Source organism: Streptococcus sp. GP0011 (assembly GCF_030546305.1).
In the GTDB taxonomy this organism is placed as follows: domain Bacteria; phylum Bacillota; class Bacilli; order Lactobacillales; family Streptococcaceae; genus Streptococcus.
Map to the genome: position 1 here is coordinate 124,399 of NZ_JAUONR010000003.1, position 20,495 is coordinate 144,893.

General features: G+C 42.0%; 13 protein-coding genes. All 13 read left to right on the plus strand.

Annotated elements, in window-relative coordinates:
- The first annotated feature begins 46 nt into the window (after positions 1-46).
- Positions 47-1,420 (plus strand): UDP-N-acetylmuramoyl-tripeptide--D-alanyl-D-alanine ligase, encoded by a 1,374-nt coding sequence (gene murF / locus Q4443_RS04845; RefSeq protein WP_000778763.1) that lies wholly within the window; start codon positions 47-49, stop codon positions 1,418-1,420.
- Entirely contained in the window at positions 1,407-2,018 is a 612-nt protein-coding gene (locus Q4443_RS04850; RefSeq protein WP_049519095.1) for an NUDIX hydrolase, read from the plus strand. The genes murF and Q4443_RS04850 overlap by 14 nt, the downstream gene beginning before the upstream one ends.
- A 195-nt stretch (positions 2,019-2,213) precedes the next feature.
- On the plus strand, positions 2,214-2,918 hold the full coding sequence (locus Q4443_RS04855) for a TIGR02206 family membrane protein (protein WP_049519094.1): 705 nt from the start codon (positions 2,214-2,216) through the stop codon (positions 2,916-2,918).
- Between the two features lie 236 nt (positions 2,919-3,154).
- Entirely contained in the window at positions 3,155-4,525 is a 1,371-nt protein-coding gene (ftsA, locus tag Q4443_RS04860; RefSeq protein ID WP_049519093.1) for a cell division protein FtsA, read from the plus strand.
- Positions 4,526-4,541: 16 nt separating this feature from the next.
- Complete coding sequence (gene ftsZ / locus Q4443_RS04865; RefSeq protein ID WP_000144261.1) at positions 4,542-5,798, plus strand: cell division protein FtsZ; 1,257 nt, start codon at positions 4,542-4,544, stop codon at positions 5,796-5,798.
- Positions 5,799-5,801: 3 nt separating this feature from the next.
- Positions 5,802-6,473 (plus strand): YggS family pyridoxal phosphate-dependent enzyme, encoded by a 672-nt coding sequence (locus Q4443_RS04870; RefSeq protein ID WP_001049616.1) that lies wholly within the window; start codon positions 5,802-5,804, stop codon positions 6,471-6,473.
- A gap of 9 nt (positions 6,474-6,482) precedes the next feature.
- Positions 6,483-7,013 (plus strand): cell division protein SepF, encoded by a 531-nt coding sequence (locus Q4443_RS04875; protein WP_000053366.1) that lies wholly within the window; start codon positions 6,483-6,485, stop codon positions 7,011-7,013.
- Entirely contained in the window at positions 7,013-7,273 is a 261-nt protein-coding gene (locus tag Q4443_RS04880; RefSeq protein ID WP_000576501.1) for a YggT family protein, read from the plus strand. Before Q4443_RS04875 ends, Q4443_RS04880 begins: the two co-directional genes overlap by 1 nt.
- Positions 7,270-8,061 carry an RNA-binding protein gene (locus tag Q4443_RS04885; protein ID WP_049519092.1) on the plus strand — a complete coding sequence of 264 codons (792 nt, stop codon included), beginning with the start codon at positions 7,270-7,272 and terminating at the stop codon, positions 8,059-8,061. The genes Q4443_RS04880 and Q4443_RS04885 overlap by 4 nt, the downstream gene beginning before the upstream one ends.
- An 8-nt stretch (positions 8,062-8,069) precedes the next feature.
- Positions 8,070-8,324: a DivIVA domain-containing protein gene (locus tag Q4443_RS04890; protein ID WP_000028988.1), complete on the plus strand. Its 255-nt coding sequence runs from the start codon at positions 8,070-8,072 to the stop codon at positions 8,322-8,324.
- A 16-nt stretch (positions 8,325-8,340) separates the two neighbouring features.
- Positions 8,341-9,135: a DivIVA domain-containing protein gene (locus Q4443_RS04895; RefSeq protein ID WP_001123190.1), complete on the plus strand. Its 795-nt coding sequence runs from the start codon at positions 8,341-8,343 to the stop codon at positions 9,133-9,135.
- 252 nt (positions 9,136-9,387) lie between these two features.
- Entirely contained in the window at positions 9,388-12,180 is a 2,793-nt protein-coding gene (gene ileS / locus Q4443_RS04900) for an isoleucine--tRNA ligase (RefSeq protein ID WP_049519091.1), read from the plus strand.
- A 294-nt stretch (positions 12,181-12,474) separates the two neighbouring features.
- The gene (locus Q4443_RS04905) at positions 12,475-20,445 is read left to right on the plus strand and encodes a ZmpA/ZmpB/ZmpC family metallo-endopeptidase (RefSeq protein WP_303408041.1); all 7,971 of its coding nucleotides are present in this window, start codon (positions 12,475-12,477) and stop codon (positions 20,443-20,445) included.
- Positions 20,446-20,495 lie beyond the last annotated feature (50 nt).

Here is a 20,495-nt window from a genome sequence, read left to right on the forward strand (position 1 = left end):
TGGTGACTAGAGTTCTTGGACTTCAACCCTTTTTAAAGGAGTAGAAATGAAATTAACAATCCATGAAGTTGTCCAAGCTGTTGGAGCTAAAAATGATGTCAGTATCTTTGAGGATGCCCAGTTAGAAAAGGCTGAGTTTGACAGTCGTTTGATTGGGACGGGAGATTTGTTTGTGCCACTTAAAGGTGCGCGTGACGGTCATGACTTTATCGAAACAGCTTTTGAAAATGGTGCAGTAGTAACCTTGTCCGAGAAAGAGGTTGCAAATCATCCCTACATTCTAGTAGACGACGTGCTGTCTGCCTTTCAAACCCTCGCAGCCTACTATCTTGAAAAAACAGCTGTTGATGTCTTTGCGGTTACGGGTTCAAATGGCAAGACAACCACTAAGGATATGTTGGCGCATCTACTGTCAACAACCTACAAGACCTACAAAACTCAGGGCAATTACAATAACGAGATTGGCCTTCCTTACACAGTTCTCCACATGCCTGAAGGAACAGAAAAGTTGGTCTTGGAGATGGGGCAGGATCACTTGGGAGATATCCATCTCTTGTCAGAATTGGCCCATCCAAAAACAGCCATTGTGACCTTGGTTGGAGAGGCTCATTTAGCCTTTTTCAAAGACCGTTCAGAGATTGCTAAAGGAAAAATGCAAATTGCTGATGGTATGGCACCAGGTTCTTTGCTTTTGGCACCAGCTGACCCGATTGTAGAGGACTACTTGCCTACAGATAAAAAAGTAATCCGTTTTGGGCAAGGAGCTGAGTTAGAAGTCACAGACTTGATTGAGCGCAAGGATAGTCTGACCTTTAAGGCTAATTTTTTGGAACAAGCCCTCGATTTGCCAGTGACAGGTAAGTACAATGCCACCAATGCTATGATTGCTGCTTATGTGGCTCTACAAGAAGGAGTTTCAGAGGAGCAAATTCGTCAGGCCTTTCAGAACCTAGAATTGACCCGCAATCGTACTGAGTGGAAGAAAGCAGCCAATGGAGCAGATATTCTGTCTGACGTATACAATGCCAATCCAACTGCTATGAAGTTGATTTTGGAGACGTTTTCTGCTATCTCAGCCAACGAAGGAGGCAAGAAAATCGCTGTCTTGGCAGACATGAAGGAACTCGGCGACCAGTCTGTCCAACTCCATAATCAGATGATTTTGAGCCTATCGCCAGATGTGCTGGATACCGTTATTTTCTATGGAGAAGACATTGCCGAATTAAGCCAACTTGCTAGTCAAATGTTCCCAATCGGTCACGTTTTCTACTTCAAGAAAACAGCTGACGAGGACCAATTTGAAGACCTTGTCAAGCAAGTCAAGGAAAGCCTCGGTGCCAATGACCAAATTTTGCTTAAAGGCTCTAACTCCATGAATCTAGCCAAGTTGGTAGAAAGTTTAGAAAATGAATGCAAGTGATTTTGCCAAGTATCTGCAAAGAATGTTAGCCATTACGGATACTGGATTAACCTTTACAAAAGATCCTTTCGACCGTGAGCGCTACGAGGACTTGCGAATCCTGTTATCTGAAATGTTGAATCAGGTATCAGACCTCGATGCAGAAGAAGTGGCAGAAGTCTTGAAACCAACGTCCGCTTATGCAACTCCTCTGATGGACGTCCGTGCTTGGATTGTTGAGGATGAAAAAGTCTGTTTAGTTAGAGGAAAAGGGGAGGATAGTTGGGCTTTGCCAGGTGGTTTTGGTGAAGTTGGCTATTCTCCAACCGAAAATATTCTTAAAGAAATTGAAGAAGAAACCGGTTTTACAGCAAAAACTGAAAGGTTACTTGCCGTTTTTGATACCAATCGTTTCCAACTACAGAGCAAACAATATGCAAAGTTTGTCTTTGAATGTAAGCTTCTTGATGGACAATTTCAAGAAAATCAAGAAATTGCTGAGCTTCAATTTTTTGCCATTGACCAATTGCCAGTCTTATCTGAAAAACGCATCACCAAGGACCAAATGGAGATTCTCTGGCAAGTTTATAAAGGACAAAGAGACCAATATGTCGATTAGTTTATACTAGAGAAGTCAACAAATCAAAAAAGGGTATCTGCAAGGTGCATTTCTGCAATACAAATGATATAATAGGTTGCGAATTTAAGACGCAAATATTCTATGCATGGCATAGAATCAAGTTTTTTCAAAAAATTAAAAAGGCCGAGTAGTGAATTTTTTACTGCCTCTGGCTAGATGAACGAGGAATAGAATATGAATTTGTGGGATAAATTATTTACCACACAGATATCAGAACCGCCCCAGTTTGAACTCCACTGGTACATTGGTTTGTTATGTTTACTGGCTCTTACTTTCTATGCTTCTTATCGTTTTCGCGATAAAGTGGCTTACCAGCGTTTTATTCAGATCCTTCAGTCTGTTCAACTGATTGTTCTGTATAGCTGGTATTGGGGCAATCTCATGCCTCTGTCAGAAAGTTTGCCCTTCTATCATTGCCGTATCGCCATGTTTGTGATGCTCTTGATTCCAGGGACATCCAAGTACAAACAGTACTTTGCTCTTTTAGGAACTTTTGGAGCAACAGCAGCACTGGCTTACCCACTCTTTGATCCCTACCCATTTCCACACGTAACCATTTTGTCCTTCATTATCGGACATGTTGCCCTTTTAGGAAATGCGCTCCTATACTTGTTTAGAAACTATGAGGCTTCCCTTCTTGATTTGAAGAATGTGGCGGTGATTACCTTTGCCTTAAATGGCTTGATATGGGTTGTCAACTTAGTTGTAGGTGGGGATTATGGCTTTTTAAACAAACCACCACTTGTTGGAAGTTTCGGCCAGCCCTTAAATTATCTCATTGTTTCGACTGTTATAGTGATAGCAATTCGCTTAACAGGGAAATTAGTAGAAAATTTTTTACAACAAAAATCGGAAGAATTTATTCAAGAGAAGATCTAAAATGATCTTCTCTTTTTTGGATTTTTAAGAAACAAAAAGGAAATTGTGAACGTTAACTTCAAATAATCTCTTAGAAGAAGAATTTTTCTAGAATTTTCTCAAAAAACATGCAGGAAATTTATCAAAATCTAAGCACAATAAGATTTTTTGTGTTATAATATTCTTTGAATAGCTATGCCCAAACATAGTTATTAAATAGAAGTGAGAAACTTGGAAGACAGAGAGGATGCGATGTAATGACTAGAGATGGTTTTTTTACAGGCTTAGATATCGGAACTAGCTCGATTAAAGTGCTAGTAGCTGAGCATAGAGATGGCGAAGTAAATGTAATTGGTGTTAGCAATGCCAAAAGTAAAGGTGTAAAAGACGGAATTATTGTTGATATTGAAGCAGCTGCTTCAGCGATCAAATCCGCAATCACACAGGCAGAAGAGAAAGCTGGTATTTCTATTAAGTCTGTTAACGTTGGCCTTCCAGCAAACCTCTTGCAGGTTGAACCAACACAAGGAATGATTCCTGTAACTTCAGATACTAAAGAAATCACAGATCAAGATGTTGAAAATGTTGTCAAATCAGCTTTGACAAAGAGCATGACTCCTGACCGTGAAGTGATTACCTTTATTCCAGAAGAATTCATTGTGGATGGTTTCCAAGGAATTCGTGACCCTCGTGGTATGATGGGTGTCCGCTTGGAAATGCGTGGTCTGCTTTACACAGGTCCTCGTACAATTCTACACAATCTTCGCAAGACGGTTGAGCGTGTAGGTATTCATGTTGATAATGTGATTATTTCACCTTTGGCAATCGTGAACTCCGTTCTCAATGAAGGTGAACGTGAATTTGGTGCGACTGTCATTGACATGGGTGGAGGTCAGACTACTGTAGCGACTATCCGCAACCAAGAATTGCAGTTCACTAACATCTACCAAGAAGGTGGAGATTACGTTACTAAAGACATCTCTAAAGTCTTGAAAACATCTCAAAAAATTGCAGAAAGTTTGAAACTGAACTATGGTGAAGCTTACGTTCCACTTGCAAGTAACGAAACTTTCCAAGTTGAAGTAATTGGTGAAGTAGAACCTGTTGAAGTAACAGAAAGCTATTTGGCAGAAATTATCTCAGCACGTATCAAACATATCTTTGACCAAATCAAACAAGAGTTGGAAAGAAGACACTTGTTAGATTTGCCAGGAGGTATCGTCCTTATCGGTGGAAATGCAATTTTGCCAGGAATTGTTGAATTAGCCCAAGAAGTATTTGGTGTTCGCGTAAAACTCTATGTACCAAATCAAGTTGGAATTCGCAACCCTGCATTTGCGCACGTGATTAGCTTGTCTGAGTTTGCTGGTAAATTGACTGAAGTCAATCTTCTTGCCCAAAAAGCAGTTAAAGGAGATGAATTCCTTCGTCAAAAACCAATCAACTTTGGCATTCCAAATCAACGTTTGAATCCAGTAGCGCAACCAAGTCCAGCACAAGCAGCTCCAGCTGAAGCTGTGCAGGAAGCTCCAGTTGCTCCCAAGGAAGAATTCCAAGCAAGTTCTCAAAGTAAACCGAAGCTAACAGAACGTTTCCGTGGTTTGATCGGAAGCATGTTTGATGAATAAAAGAGGATAAGAAATTATGACATTTTCATTTGATACAGCAGCAGCTCAAGGCGCAGTTATTAAGGTAATTGGTGTCGGTGGTGGTGGTGGTAACGCCATTAACCGCATGGTTGACGAAGGTGTTGCTGGTGTAGAATTTATCGCAGCCAACACTGATGTACAAGCCCTTAGCAGTACGAAAGCAGAAACAGTTATCCAACTTGGTCCTAAATTGACTCGTGGTTTGGGTGCTGGAGGTCGTCCAGAAGTTGGACGTAAAGCTGCAGAAGAAAGTGAAGAAGCTTTGACGGAAGCTATCACTGGAGCAGACATGGTCTTTATCACTGCAGGTATGGGTGGTGGATCTGGTACAGGTGCAGCCCCTGTTATTGCACGTATCGCTAAAGATCTTGGTGCTCTTACAGTTGGTGTTGTGACACGTCCTTTCGGATTTGAAGGAAGCAAACGTGGCCAGTACGCTGTAGAAGGAATCAACGAACTTCGCGAGCATGTTGATACTTTGTTGATTATCTCTAACAACAACTTGCTTGAAATTGTTGATAAGAAAACGCCACTTCTTGAAGCTCTTAGCGAAGCAGATAACGTTCTTCGCCAAGGTGTTCAAGGGATTACTGACTTGATCACGAACCCAGGATTGATTAACCTTGACTTTGCTGACGTGAAAACTGTAATGGCCAACAAAGGGAATGCCCTTATGGGGATCGGTATCGGTAGTGGTGAAGAACGCGTTGTTGAAGCGGCTCGTAAAGCAATTTACTCTCCACTTCTTGAAACAACAATCGATGGTGCAGAGGATGTCATCGTCAATGTTACTGGTGGTCTTGATTTGACCTTGATTGAAGCAGAAGAAGCTTCAGAAATCGTCAACCAAGCAGCTGGCCAAGGTGTAAACATCTGGCTTGGAACATCAATTGATGAAAGCATGAAGGATGAAATCCGTGTTACAGTTGTAGCGACAGGTGTTCGTCAAGAGCGCGTGGAAAAAGTAGTTGGAGCTCGTAACAACCAACCAGTTGGACGACCATCAACTAAAGCGCCACAAGCACACACATTTGACCGTCAATTCGACTTGGAAGAGACAGCAGAATTGCCTAAATCAAGCCCACGTCGCTTTGAAACAAACCAAGCCTCTGCTTTTGGAGACTGGGACTTGCGTCGTGAGTCTATTGTTCGCCAAACAGATCCAGTTGTTTCACCAGTAGAACGCTTCGAAACACCAGTTTCACAAGATGAAGATGAATTGGATACACCTCCATTCTTCAAAAATCGTTAATCAATGAATTTGAAAAAAAATACTGAATTAGTTTTTCAGCAAATAGCTGATGCTAGTCAAGAAGCCAACCGTGCTCTAGATGCTGTTTCAGTAATCGCAGTGACAAAGTATGTAGATGTACAAACAGCGGAAGCCTTGCTTCCGCTTGGTGTCCGTCATATAGGTGAAAATCGAGTCGATAAATTTTTAGAAAAATATCAGGCCTTGAAAGATTACCCAGTTACTTGGCATTTAATAGGAACACTACAGAGACGGAAAGTGAAAGAAGTAATCCCATATGTGGATTACTTTCATGCTTTAGACTCCTTAAAGTTAGCCCAGGAAATTCAAAAGAGAACAGATCATGTTATCAAGTGTTTCTTGCAGGTCAATATTTCTGGGGAAGAAAGTAAGCATGGATTTTCAAAAGAAGAATTGCTAGAACTTTTGCCAGAATTGGCTAAGTTAGATCAGATTGAGTATGTTGGTTTAATGACCATGGCTCCTTTTGAGGCAGACAGTGATGAATTGAAAGAAATTTTCAAGGATACGCAGGCTCTGCAAGCAGAAATTAGAGAAAAACAAATCCCTAATATGCCGATGACGGAGCTAAGCATGGGAATGAGTCGTGATTTTAAAGAAGCGATTCAGTTCGGCTCAACCTTTGTTAGAATCGGTACAGCATTTTTTAAATAGGAGAGAGCTATGTCTTTAAAAGATAGATTCGATAAATTTATAGATTATTTTACAGAAGACGGAGAAGAAACGACTAACTACCAGACTCAACAAGAGGAAACAGTTAGCCCAGCCATCTCATCTTCTAAAGAATTACCAGCACCTGCTCAGTCAGGATCAGCAAAAGATGCAAATATTACTCGTCTTCATGCGCGACAGCAAGAATTGGCAATGCAAAGCCATCGTTCAGATGAGAAAGTGACAATTGACGTTCGCTATCCAAGAAAATATGAAGATGCAACGGAAATTGTAGATTTGTTGGCTGGAAATGAAAGTATTTTGATTGATTTCCAATACATGACAGAAGTACAAGCCCGTCGTTGCCTTGATTACTTGGATGGAGCCCGTCATGTCTTGGCTGGAAACATGAAAAAAGTTGCGAGTACGATGTATCTATTGACTCCTGTCAACGTTATCGTGAATATTGAAGATATCAAGCTTCCAGATGAATCACAAAGCGCTGAGTTTGGTTTTGATATTAAACGAAATAGAGCAAGATAATGATTTTCTTAATCCGTTTAATCCAAAATGCGGTTAGCATTTATTCCATCATTCTCGTTGCATTTGCTCTTCTTTCATGGTTTCCAAATGCCTATGAAAGCCAGCTAGGTCGCTTAGTTATCAGACTTGCTCGCCCAGTTATTGAGCCCCTTCGTAAGCTCAATCTACAATTTGCTGGTCTTGATTTTACAGTTTGGGCAGCGCTGATTCTGATTCAGTTTGTTGGAAATCTCTTAACACGACTAGTCTTATTACTATGACAGTAAATCGAGCCATTTATCAGCATTTTTCCCAAGATGATATCCCCTTTATTGATAAGGGATTAGAGTGGGTCAAGCGGGTAGAAGATACATATGCGCCGGTGCTTACTCCATTTATCAATCCCCATCAGGAACAGATCTTGAGGGTGCTAGCTGGGACATGTGGACTGGGTTGCCAGAGTAGTGGTGATTTTCTTCCGACAGAGTCGGTTCGAGTTCTTCTCTATCCAGATTACTTTGAACCGGAGATATCAGACTTTGAAATGGCCTTGTTGGAAATTTGCTATCCGAGTAAGTTTGAACAACTGAGTCATGGAAAAATATTGGGAACAATCATCAACCAACTAGGAATTGACCGTAAATTATTTGGTGATATCTTGGTAGATGAAAAGAGAGCACAGATTTTTGTCAATCGTGATTTCATTCCTCTTTTTCAGGATGGAATAAGAAAGATTGGCAGACTTCCTGTATCGCTGGAGGAACGTCCTTTTACCGATAGGATTTTGTCTAAAATTGATTATAGAGAACGAGAAATTTTAGTTTCGAGTTTTCGATTGGATGCCCTCTTATCAAGTGCCTTGAAATTATCTAGAAACCAAGCTAGTCAACTGATAGAGAAAAAATCTGTCCAGGTAAACTATCATCTGGTTGAAAAAAGTGATTACCAGGTTGCAGTTGGGGATTTGATCAGTGTGAGAAAGTTTGGTCGTCTAAAAATTGTCAAAGACAATGGTCAGACCAAAAAGGATAAGAAAAAACTAACAGTCCGGCTACTTTTAAGCAAGTGAGAAAAAATATGTCGATTACACCACAAGAAATAAGTGATAAAGCTTTCTCAAGAACATTCAGAGGCTACAATCAGGAAGAAGTTGACCTCTTTCTAGATAAGATTTACTTTGAATTAGAGGAGATGATTCGATACAAAGATGAAACTGAACTCTATATCAAAAAACTAGAAGAACGTCTTTCCTATTATACGAATGATATTCCTAAGAGAACAGTAACAAGCGAGCAAGAACCAGAAGCAATTAATGATTCTATTTTTTATTAAGTAAGTGAGGAAAAGTATGCCAATTACATCGTTAGAAATTAAAGATAAAACCTTTGGTACAAGATTTAGAGGTTTTGATCCAGAAGAAGTAGATGAATTTCTGGATATCGTTGTTCGTGACTACGAAGACTTGGTTCGTAGCAATCACGATAAAGAGACACACATCAAGAGTTTGGAAGAACGTTTGTCTTACTTTGATGAGATGAAGGATTCCTTGAGTCAGTCAGTTTTGATTGCTCAAGATACTGCAGAGCGTGTTAAACAAGCTGCTCAAGAACGTTCAAACAATATTATTCAACAAGCTGAACAAGATGCTCAGCGTTTGCTTGAAGAAGCGAAATACAAGGCAAATGAAATTCTCCGTCAGGCTACAGATAATGCGAAGAGAGTGGCTGTTGAGACAGAAGAGTTGAAGAACAAGAGCCGTGTATTCCATCAACGCCTCAAGTCTACGATTGAAAGTCAGTTAGCAATTGTTGAGTCATCTGATTGGGAAGATATTCTTCGCCCAACAGCTACTTACCTTCAGACAAGTGATGAAGCCTTTAAAGAAGTGGTGGGTGAAGTTCTTGGTGAAACTGTATCTTTACAACCAGAGGAAGAACCTATTGATATGACTCGTCAATTCACACCAGAAGAGGTTGCTGAATTACAAGCTCGTATCGAGGCTGGCAACAAAGAATTAGCTGAGTTTGAAGCTCAACAAAATCAACAGACAGAAGAAAGTGACCAGCATGAAGAGTCAGTTGAAGTAGAAGCTACTGCAACAACTGAGGACGATGCAAACAAAGAATCTGTTCTTATCCTATAAAAAAATGTGAGAACAAGATCCAACCAACTATATTTTCAGCGAGCGGGAGATGGTGAGAGTCCTGCAATCCCTAGTGGTTAGATTATCCTCTCAAGCAATCCAGTCCGAAAACAGTAAGACTAGACGTCCCCCACGTTACGGGAAAAGAGGAAAAGAGACCCTGTCTTTTTTCGAACAAAGGTGGTACCACGATTTTCGTCCTTTTTGCGAATCGTGGTTTTTATTTTGTCATTTTAAATTAAAGGAGTAACAATGAAACTTAAAGAAACCCTCAATCTAGGGAAAACAGACTTTCCTATGCGTGCTGGTCTTCCAACCAAAGAACCAGTTTGGCAAAAAGAATGGGAAGAAGCAAAACTTTACCAACGTCGTCAAGAATTGAACCAAGGAAAACCACATTTCACCTTGCATGATGGACCTCCGTATGCAAACGGAAATATCCACGTTGGACATGCCATGAACAAGATTTCTAAAGATATTATTGTTCGTTCTAAGTCTATGTCTGGATTTTACGCTCCTTACATCCCAGGTTGGGATACACATGGATTGCCAATCGAGCAAGTCTTGGCTAAACAGGGCGTTAAACGCAAAGAAATGGACTTGGTTGAGTACTTGAAACTTTGCCGCGAGTACGCTCTTTCTCAAGTAGATAAACAACGTGAAGACTTTAAACGTTTGGGTGTTTCTGGTGACTGGGAAAATCCTTATGTGACTTTGACTCCAGACTATGAAGCAGCTCAGATCCGTGTCTTTGGTGAGATGGCTAAAAAAGGCTATATCTACCGTGGTGCCAAGCCAGTTTACTGGTCATGGTCTTCTGAGTCAGCCCTTGCTGAAGCAGAAATTGAGTACCATGACTTGCTTTCGACTTCCCTTTACTATGCTAACCGCGTCAAAGATGGAAAAGGTGTGCTAGATGCAGACACTTACATCGTTGTCTGGACAACTACGCCATTTACCATTACAGCTTCTCGTGGTTTGACAGTTGGAGCAGATATTGATTATGTATTGGTACAACCAGCTGGTGAATCTCGTAAGTTTGTAGTTGCTTCAGAATTGTTGAATAGCTTGTCTGAGAAATTTGGTTGGGCGGATGTTCAAGTCTTGGCGACCTACCGTGGTCAAGAATTGAACCACATTGTGACAGTCCACCCATGGGATACAGCTGTAGATGAGTTGGTGATCCTTGGTGACCACGTTACGACTGACTCTGGTACTGGTATTGTCCATACAGCCCCTGGTTTTGGTGAGGACGACTACAATGTCGGTGTTGCCAACGGCCTTGAAGTTGCTGTAACAGTTAACGAACGCGGTATTATGATGGAAAATGCTGGTCCTGAATTTGCGGGTCAGTTCTATGACAAGGTTGTGCCGACTGTTATCGAAAAACTGGGCGATTTGCTCCTTGCTCAAGAAGAAATTTCTCACTCATACCCATTTGACTGGCGTACGAAAAAACCGATCATCTGGCGTGCTGTTCCACAGTGGTTTGCCTCTGTATCTAAATTCCGCCAAGAAATCTTGGATGAAATTGAAAAAGTGAAGTTCCACTCAGAATGGGGTAAAGTGCGTCTTTACAACATGATCCGTGACCGTGGCGACTGGGTTATCTCTCGTCAACGTGCTTGGGGTGTTCCACTTCCTATCTTCTACGCTGAAGATGGCACACCAATCATGACTGCTGAAACGATCGAGCACGTAGCTCAACTCTTTGAAGAACACGGCTCTATTATCTGGTGGGAACGTGATGCTAAAGACCTCTTGCCAGAAGGATTTACACATCCAGGTTCACCAAATGGTGAGTTCAAGAAAGAAACAGACATCATGGACGTTTGGTTTGACTCAGGCTCATCATGGAATGGAGTTGTGGTAAACCGTCCAGAGTTGACTTATCCAGCAGATCTTTACCTAGAAGGTTCTGACCAGTACCGTGGTTGGTTCAACTCATCACTTATCACATCTGTTGCTAACCATGGCGTTGCTCCTTACAAACAAATCTTGTCACAAGGTTTTGCCCTTGATGGTAAAGGTGAGAAGATGTCTAAATCTCTTGGGAATACCATTGCTCCAAGTGATGTTGAAAAACAATTTGGTGCGGAAATCTTGCGTCTCTGGGTAACAAGTGTTGACTCAAGCAACGACGTGCGTATTTCTATGAATATTTTGAGCCAAGTCTCTGAAACTTACCGTAAGATCCGTAACACTCTTCGTTTCTTGATTGCCAATACATCTGACTTTAACCCAGCTCAAGATGCAGTAGCTTACGATGAGCTTCGTTCTGTTGACAAGTACATGACCATTCGCTTTAACCAGCTTGTGAAGACTATTCGTGATGCTTATGCAAACTTTGAATTCTTGACAATTTACAAGGCCTTGGTGAACTTTATCAACGTTGATTTGTCAGCCTTCTACCTTGATTTTGCTAAAGACGTTGTCTACATCGAAGGTGCCAAATCACTCGAACGCCGTCAAATGCAGACTGTCTTCTATGACATTCTTGTGAAAATCACCAAACTCTTGACACCAATCCTTCCGCACACAGCAGAGGAAATCTGGTCATATCTTGAGTTTGAAGCTGAAGAATTTGTGCAATTGTCTGAATTACCAGAAGCTCAAACTTTTGCCAACCAAGAAGAAATCTTGGATACATGGTCAGCCTTCATGGATTTCCGCGGACAAGCTCAAAAAGCCTTGGAAGAAGCGCGTAATGCAAAAGTTATCGGGAAATCGCTTGAAGCACACTTGACAGTTTATCCAAATGAAGTGGTGAAAACTCTTCTTGGAGCAGTGGATAGCAATGTGGCTCAACTCTTGATCGTGTCAGAATTGACCATCGCTGAAGATACAGCTCCAGAAGGTGCCGTTAGCTTTGAAGATGTAGCCTTTACAGTTAAACGCGCTGCAGGTGAAGTTTGTGACCGTTGCCGTCGTATCGACCCAACTACTGCAGAACGTAGCTACCATGCAGTCATCTGTGACCACTGTGCAAGCATCGTAGAAGAAAACTTTGCGGATGCGGTCGCAGAAGGATTTGAAGCGAAATAATCAGATTAGAAATATGTCTTCTCATAGTTTAAGATGAGATGAAAAGGAAAAAGAGAGGAAGTCATTTCTCTCTTTTTTGTTGGAAAAAGTTTAGGACAAAGGGAGTAAATCTAACATTTTTAGGAAGAGTTTTAAGCTGATTTTTTGAGATGTTTTTAAAAAGAGAGGTCGTTTTTTGGTACTTTTCAAAAGCATGTGTTGCTTCTAAAAATCGCGACAAATAATTTGAATAATCAAGTGAAATCAGGTAGAATAGAAAGGATTGAATAATATATTGAAGAGGAAATCTTTAGAATGAAACATCAGTTTTATGGAGAAAAACGACAGCGCTTTTCTTTCAGAAAGTTGTCTGTCGGGCTCGTTTCGGCGACTATTGGAAGCTTCTTTTTGAATGGGCAAATGGCTGGGGGCTTGACTTCTGTGAAGGCAGCAGAAATTCAAAGTCAGCAGTCTGCTCAGGTCAAATACCACTACGTAGTGGAGTCTGAATTGACGGAGGCAGAGAAGAGTGCCTTGATCAGGGAGATTCCAAAGCATGTTGAGGATGCTTCAGAGACTTATTACTTAGTTTATCGTCCGACTACTCAAGCGGATTCGTCTAGAGTATTACCTAAAACAGGTCATTCCGGTCTTTGGGAATCAACTTTTACAGCGTTGGGTCTTGCATTACTAGTGCTTGTAGTTGTTAAAGGAAGAAATGGGAAGAGGTATTTATCTTCTATCTTGTTGGTAACTGGAATGGGATCCATACTGCTATCTCCAACAGTCTTAGCAGTGACGAATATCGAGCTCGCTGCATATAATCAAAGTCTTAACTTGGGTCTTGGAGATGCACTGCCAGCGCCATTGAAAATTGACGGTTACGACTATATCGGTTATTTAAAGAATGAAGAACAAAATGATAGTCATTTAGCTCATTCTGCTCATAAGGAAAATCCGACACTTGACTTGGAGAAAGAGAAGGGAAGTGAACTTAAACCGAGTGAAACAAATCTTGATATGAAAGAGATTGTTTCAGATAAGAGGGATGCTTTAACTGAGGGAGAAAGAGAAGCTATAGCTGCTAAGGAGAGAGAGTCTGCTCGTCTAAGCACCGTTTATGACTTGCCAGAACTAAAAATTAGCGAGCAGGAGTCAGTTCAAGAACTTCCTTATCAGACAAAATACCAGTATTCTGATGAATTGGCTCAAGGCCAATCAAAAGTCATACAATCAGGTGTTCGAGGTCAACGTACAGTGGTGACTCGTCATTATCATGAGAATCAAGAAATCGTAAAAAGCGAAATGATTTCTGATCAAGTGACGCTTGAACCTGTTTCTGAAATTATTTTAGTTGGAACAGCTCCAACTAACTCGATACCAAAAGAAACTCCAGTTCACGAAGTTCCAGAACTAGTAGAGTACGGTACAACTCCAGAAACAGCGCCTGTTCATGAAGTTTCAGAATTGACAGAATATGGCACAAACCCTGAGTCATCTCCAGTTCACGAAGTTCCGGAATTGACAGAATATGGTACAACTCCAGAAACAGCGCCAGTTCATGAAGCTTCAGAATTGACAGAATATGGCACAACTCCAGAAACAGCGCCTGTTCACGAAGTTCCAGAATTGGCAGAGTATGGCACAAGTCCTGAAACCTCTCCAGTTCACGAAGTTCCAGAATTGACAGAGTATGGCACCAGTTCTGATACAGCGCCTGTTCAAGAGAACTCTGAGTTGGAATTGACTACAAATGATGAGGTTAGAATAGAAAAGATTGATTTTTCTATTGACGAGCAATATACAGATGAGATTCCAGAAGGAAGTCGTCAAATCGTAACTCCGGGAGTCCAAGGCGAACGGACTATCAAGACTCGTGTCTACAGTTCCAATGGTCAAGTTGTTGACCGACAAGTGTTGTCTAATGAGGAAACTCTAGCTCCCGTAACGCAAGTGGTCAAAGTTGGAACGGCTAAGCCAACTATGGTACCGAATGAAGCTCCGAAAGCAGACGCTCTTCCAGAGTATCCGTTGACATATACGGATGAAACCCGCATTGAGAAGATTGCGTTCAACATCGAGGAGCAATATACGGATGAATTGGTTCGTGATGCTCGTCAAATCGCCACTCCAGGAGTCCAAGGTGAACGGACTATCAAGACTCGAGTCTACAGTTCTAATGGCCAAGTGGTTGACCGTCAAGAACTTTCGAATGAAGAAACCTTGGCTCCAGTAACACAAATCGTTAAGGTAGGCACGGCTAAGCCAACTATGGTACCGAATGAAGCTCCTAAAGCAGACGTTCTGCCAGAATATCCGTTGACATATACCGATGGAACTCGGGTTGAAAAAATCAACTTTAGCATTCGTGAAGAAGAAACGGATGAGCTTGTTCGAGATGCTCGTCAAATCACAACTCCGGGAGTCCAAGGTGAACGCACGATTAAGACCCGAGTCTACAGTTCCAACGGGCAAGAGGTTGACCGCCAAGAGTTGTCCAACGAGGAAACTCTAGCTCCCGTAACACAAATTGTCAAAGTCGGCACGGCTAAGCCAACTATGGTACCGAACGATCCACCGAAAGAAGACGCACTGCCAGAGTATCCGTTGACTTATACCGACGAAACTCGTGTAGAGAAAATAGCCTTCAACATTGACGAGCAAACTACGGATGAATTGGTCCAAGATGCCCGCCAGATCACAACACCAGGTGTTGAGGGAGAGCGCACGATCAAGACCCGTGTCTACAGTTCCAATGGTCAAGTTGTTGACCGCCAAGAACTTTCGAATGAAGAAACCTTGGCTCCAGTAACACAAATTGTCAAAGTCGGCACAGCTAAGCCAACTATGGTACCAAGCGATGCGCCAAAAGCAGACGCTTTGCCAGAGTATCCACTCACTTATACCGACGAAACTCGGGTTGAGAAAATTAACTTTAGCATTCGTGAAGAAGAAACCGATGAGCTTGTTCGAGATGCTCGTCAAATCGCAACTCCGGGAGTCCAAGGTGAGCGCACGATTAAGACTCGTGTCTACAGTTCTAACAGTCAGGAAATCGACCGTCAAGAACTTTCGAATGAAGAAACCTTGGCTCCTGTAACACAAATTGTCAAAGTCGGCACAGCTAAGCCAACCATGGTACCGAGCGAAGCGCCAAAAGCAGAGGCTCTGCCAGAGTATCCACTGACATATACAGATGAAACGCGCGCAGAAAAAATCAACTTTAGCATTCGTGAAGAAGAAACGGATGAATTGGTTCGAGATGCCCGCCAGATCGCAACACCAGGTGTTGAGGGTGAGCGCACGATTAAGACTCGTGTTTACAGCTCTAACGGTCAGGAAATCGATCGTCAAGAGTTATCTAATGAAGAAACCATGGCTCCAGTAACGCAAATTGTCAAAGTCGGAACAGCTAAGCCAACCATGGTACCGAGCGAAGCGCCAAAAGCAGACGCTCTGCCAGAGTATCCACTGACATATACTGACGAAATTCGCGTTGAGAAGATTAACTTTACAATTCGTGAAGAAGAAACCGATGAGCTTGTTCGAGATGCTCGTCAAATCGCAACTCCAGGAGTCCAAGGCGAACGTACCATTAAGACCCGTGTCTACAGTTCCAATGGTCAGGAAATCGACCGTCAAGAATTATCTAATGGGGAAACCCTAGCTCCTGTAACGCAAATTGTCAAAGTCGGCACTGCTAAACCAAATATGGTGCCGAATGAAGCTCCGAAAGCAGATGCTTTAGAGGAGTTCGATTTAATTTCACTGCATAATCTCTTGGCAGAAGCGGATCAGATTAAAGCTCAGGCCCGTTATTTCAACGATAGCCAGAGTCATCAAGCTAACTATGATGCTGCTTTGACGGCAGGTCAAGCGATTCTGAGCCAATCCCAAGCCAGCCAAGCAGAAGTCAACCAACTGGTGGAACAAATCAATCAAGCCAAGGCGCAATTAAGTGGTCTTGAAGTTGTTAAAACAGCTCTTCAGACTGAGTACGATTTAAATCCAACGGTTAAAACCTTGGTTAAATATAAGAATGCAGATTCAGAAAAGCAGACAGCTTATACTGACGAATTGACCAAGGCAGAGGGAGTTTTGAACAATCAGACTGCTACACAAGTACAGATCAACCAAGCTCTTGCTAGCCTGACAGCATCCAAAGAAGCTCTAAATGGAGTGCCTAAAGTCAAGCCGACTGTTTCCATTCTAAGTCTGACTGAGAATGCTGATGATAAGTCGGTGACGGTCCAATATAGATTGGAAGACCAGACCCAGTCCTTCCGCTCAGCGACTGCAGAATTGTACCAGGGAGATCAGCTAGTTCGCACTCTTCCAATTACCAACTTTGCTGGTAGCTTGAAAATTGGCGACCTAGACTACTACACAGGCTACACTCTAAAAACCAAGTTGACTTATGAACTGGATAATGGCAGCTTTACTGAGTTTGAAACAGACAGTCGTAACTTTGAGCTAGAATACAAGAAGATTGCCTTCCGTGATATTGATTCTGTTGAGTTTTATCATAAAGAAAACGACCAATACAAGCGCTTTGTATCGATGAGCTCTATGCCTACAGATCTGTCTACCTACTTCGTCAAGATCAAATCAAGCGAATCCAAGGAAATTCTCCTACCAGTTCACAGCATTTCTGAAGCAGAGAAAGATGGCAAGGCAGTCTATAAGGTTAATGTCACCCTTCCTGAACTCGTCCAAGAAAGTGAGACGGGTTACAAGTCTGGACACGACTTCTACATCAGTAAGGCAGTCCCAAGTCAGCAAAATGTCTACACTAGCTTTGCTGGATTGGTAGAAGCTATGAAGCGAAATATGGCAGGAAATTATGTTCTGGGAGCTGATTTGGATGCGAGCGAGGTCAACCTAGCTCCTGCGGATTATGTCTACCTCAAAGGGAACTTCACCGGTAGTCTGACAGGTAGTCAAAATGGCAAGCAATATGCGATTTACAATCTAGCCAAACCTTTATTTGAAAACCTCAAGAACGGATCTTCTATTACCAATATCGACTTTAAAGATGTGAATATCGTGGGTACCTATGACTCGGCTGCGCTGGCACGCAATGCGGAGAATGCGCGAATCACAGATGTTTCTGTTCAGGGGAGAGTATCGGTAGTAGGAAACGCCTCTAACGTAGCGGGTCTAGTAGTTAACGGAACCAATACGAAAATTACAAATAGTTCTTTTACGGGGACTATCCTATCTAACAGTCAACACATCAAAGCATATAATGTAGGTGGTTTGGTTGCAAGCCTTAAAGGAGGAGAATCTCTTCTTAGCCAAAGTAAAGCAGATGTAACGATTATTAGTGGTGCACGATCAAATGAACAACGTATCGGTGGTTTGGTCGGACGTCTAGAAAACAATGCTCGAATTACCAAATCTTATGTGACAGGAAAACTATATAATGCAACCACTAACGGTCAAATCGGTGGAGTGGTCGGCTCGAACTACTTTAATGGTTTGGTTGATAATGTGATCAGCAATGTTAGCGGTACAAATGTTTACAGTATTTCTGGGGATCAGGGCTACAAAAACGACCGTATTACGCAAGTATATAAAGTTGCTAAAAGTGAAACCTTGAAAAACGATCAGTTTGTTACTTCTACCATTACTCAAGAAGAAATGGAAGAAAAACTGACTGCTATGGACATAACAACTAGCCTAGATGACACGAATCTAAATATGCGTTTTGTCGACTATGGTGAGGTAAACAATGCTCAATTTGACCGCGGATATTCTTATGCAAATATGGAGAAACTGCTTCCTTTCTACAATAAAGAAACCATTGTTTCATTTGCGAACAAGATTCCGAAAGAACATAAGTTGAACAAGGAGTACCTACTGGATGTTGTTCCGATGAAGGATCATCAAGTGGTGACAGATATCCATAGCAATAAAACAGCAATCAATCGTTTGATGCTGCACTACATGGACAATACCATTGACTATCTAGAAATATCTTATCAGGGAGATTTCGTCAACCAAGGTATTGCTGAGTATAGAATGAAGGGATTAGACCTTCTTTATACTCCAGAAGCCTTCGTATCAGATTATACTAGCATTCTAAATCAAGTGTTGCCAGAGCTGAACAAGGTCGTTCTTGATTCGCCAGCTATGCGCACAGTTCTCGGAGTAGCAGCAGACACTTCTTTAGATGAACTATACTTAGACACTGCATTTACGCAAGTGAAAAGCAAGCTATCAGGTGAGCTTCGCAAAGTGCTAGCTATGGATAAGGCTATCAATACTGAAGGTGAAGTAGTTAAGGATTATCTTGTTAAGAAGATTCTTGCTGATAAAGAAGCTTTCCTATTGGGTCTGACTTACCTTAACCGTTGGTACAATATCAACTATGATACCTTTAATGTTAAGGACTTGTCGGCTTACAAGATGGATTTCTACGGTAAGAATGACGTTTCGGTTCTTGATACAATCATTGCTTTAGGAAAATCAGGACTTGAGAATCTCAAGGCTAAGAACAACTATACAGCGTATGATAATTCGCTCTCTGAAGCAACTGGCAAGCGAGGACTCTTCAATTACCTTGAAGGCTACCGTCAGCTCTTCCTACCATACAAGACCAATAATGAATGGCTCAAGACCAATACAAAAGCCTACATCGTTGAGGCTAAGTCCGATGTAGCAGAAGCGAGACAGCTTCAGGACGCAGCCGAGGGCAAGAGCAAGTACTCTGTCGGTGTTTATGACAAGATTACTGCAGATAATTGGGAACACAAGGGCATGCTCCTACCACTCTTGACCATGACTGAAAAAGGTGTCTATGCTATCTCTAATATGTCTACCCTCTCTATGGGGGCTTATGATCGCTATCGTCTGGATGCTAATAACAGAGTGCGCACAGACGCAGAACTAGTTGAATATGTCGAAGACCGTGTTAGAAAGTCAGCTGAATGGCAACGTGATCACTATGATTTCTGGTATAAGATTCTCAGTCCAGAAAGCAAGGACAAGCTCTTCCGTTCTGTTCTGGTTTATGATGGATTCTCATTGGTTGACAAGAATGGTCAAAAATACTGGGCTCCAGCTAATGATAAAAAATCTCTAGCTATGCAGGAGTTCTTCGGACCTGCTGGCAAGTGGTATCCAAGCAAGGGCTATAATGCCTATGCTACGGGTAGTGTAACCCACTTTGATGCTGCTAAATTGTTGGAAGACTATGGTAACTCAGTTTACACGCATGAGATGACCCATAACTCTGACGGTGCTATTTACTTTGAAGGATATGGTCGTCGTGAGGGACTAGGTGCGGAACTCTATGCTCGCGGACTCTTGCAGTCTTCGCCAAGCCCAGATGAACCAACTATTACGCTCAATACTCTCTTCAAGGTGGACAAGGATTCTAAGACACGTATGCATACCTATAATTTCAAGGAACGTGTTCAAAATGCAGCAGACCTTCAACACTATGTCCATGGTATGTTTGACATGATCTACACCTTGGATTATCTAGAAGGTACCTCTATGCTGAAGCAGAGTGATGATGCGAAACTTCAGTGGTTCAGAAAGATGGAGAATTACTATATTACAGATAAGTATGGTAAGGAGACTCATGCTGGTAACCAGACGAGAAGCTTCACTGCTGAAGAAATCAAGCAATTAAAGACCTTTAACTCTCTCATTGAAAATGATGTGATCACTCGTCGGGAGAATAAGGAAAGTGGGAAATATGGTCGAAATGGCTACCTCAGTCTCAGCCTCTTCTCACCAATTTACTCAGCCTTGAGCAATCCAAATGGAGCGCCAGGTGACGTTATGTTCCGTCGCACAGCCTATGAATTACTGGCAGCCAAGGGCTATCATGACGGATTTGTCCCTTATGTTTCTGGTCAGTACTCTCAGGAAGCCTTCGATGAAGGGATGAAAACGTGGGATGGATGGTCTGGAAGAGATGTCGGTCTCGTGACAGACCAGAAAGTCTTGGAAAATGTATTTAAAGGTGAATACACCTCTTGGGCAGCCTTCAAGAAGGCCATGTACAAGGAGCGGATTGATCAGCTGACCAAGCTGAAGCCAATTACCATTGAGTACGAGCTTAAAAATCCAAACAGTACCAAGAAAGTAACCATTCGTTCTTATGCAGAGATGCAGCAGTTGATGGACGCAGCCGTGGCAGAGGATGTACGCAACATTACCAATGCTACTAGCCGTGTCGAAGCTAGCTGGGTTAACCTGCTCAAGAAGAAGATTTACAATGCTTATCTTCGTGAGACAGACGACTTCAGACAGTCTATTTTCAAGAAATAAGGAAACGATTCTGTTTGATTAAAATTTGAAAATTCCTAGGTTTAAGGCTA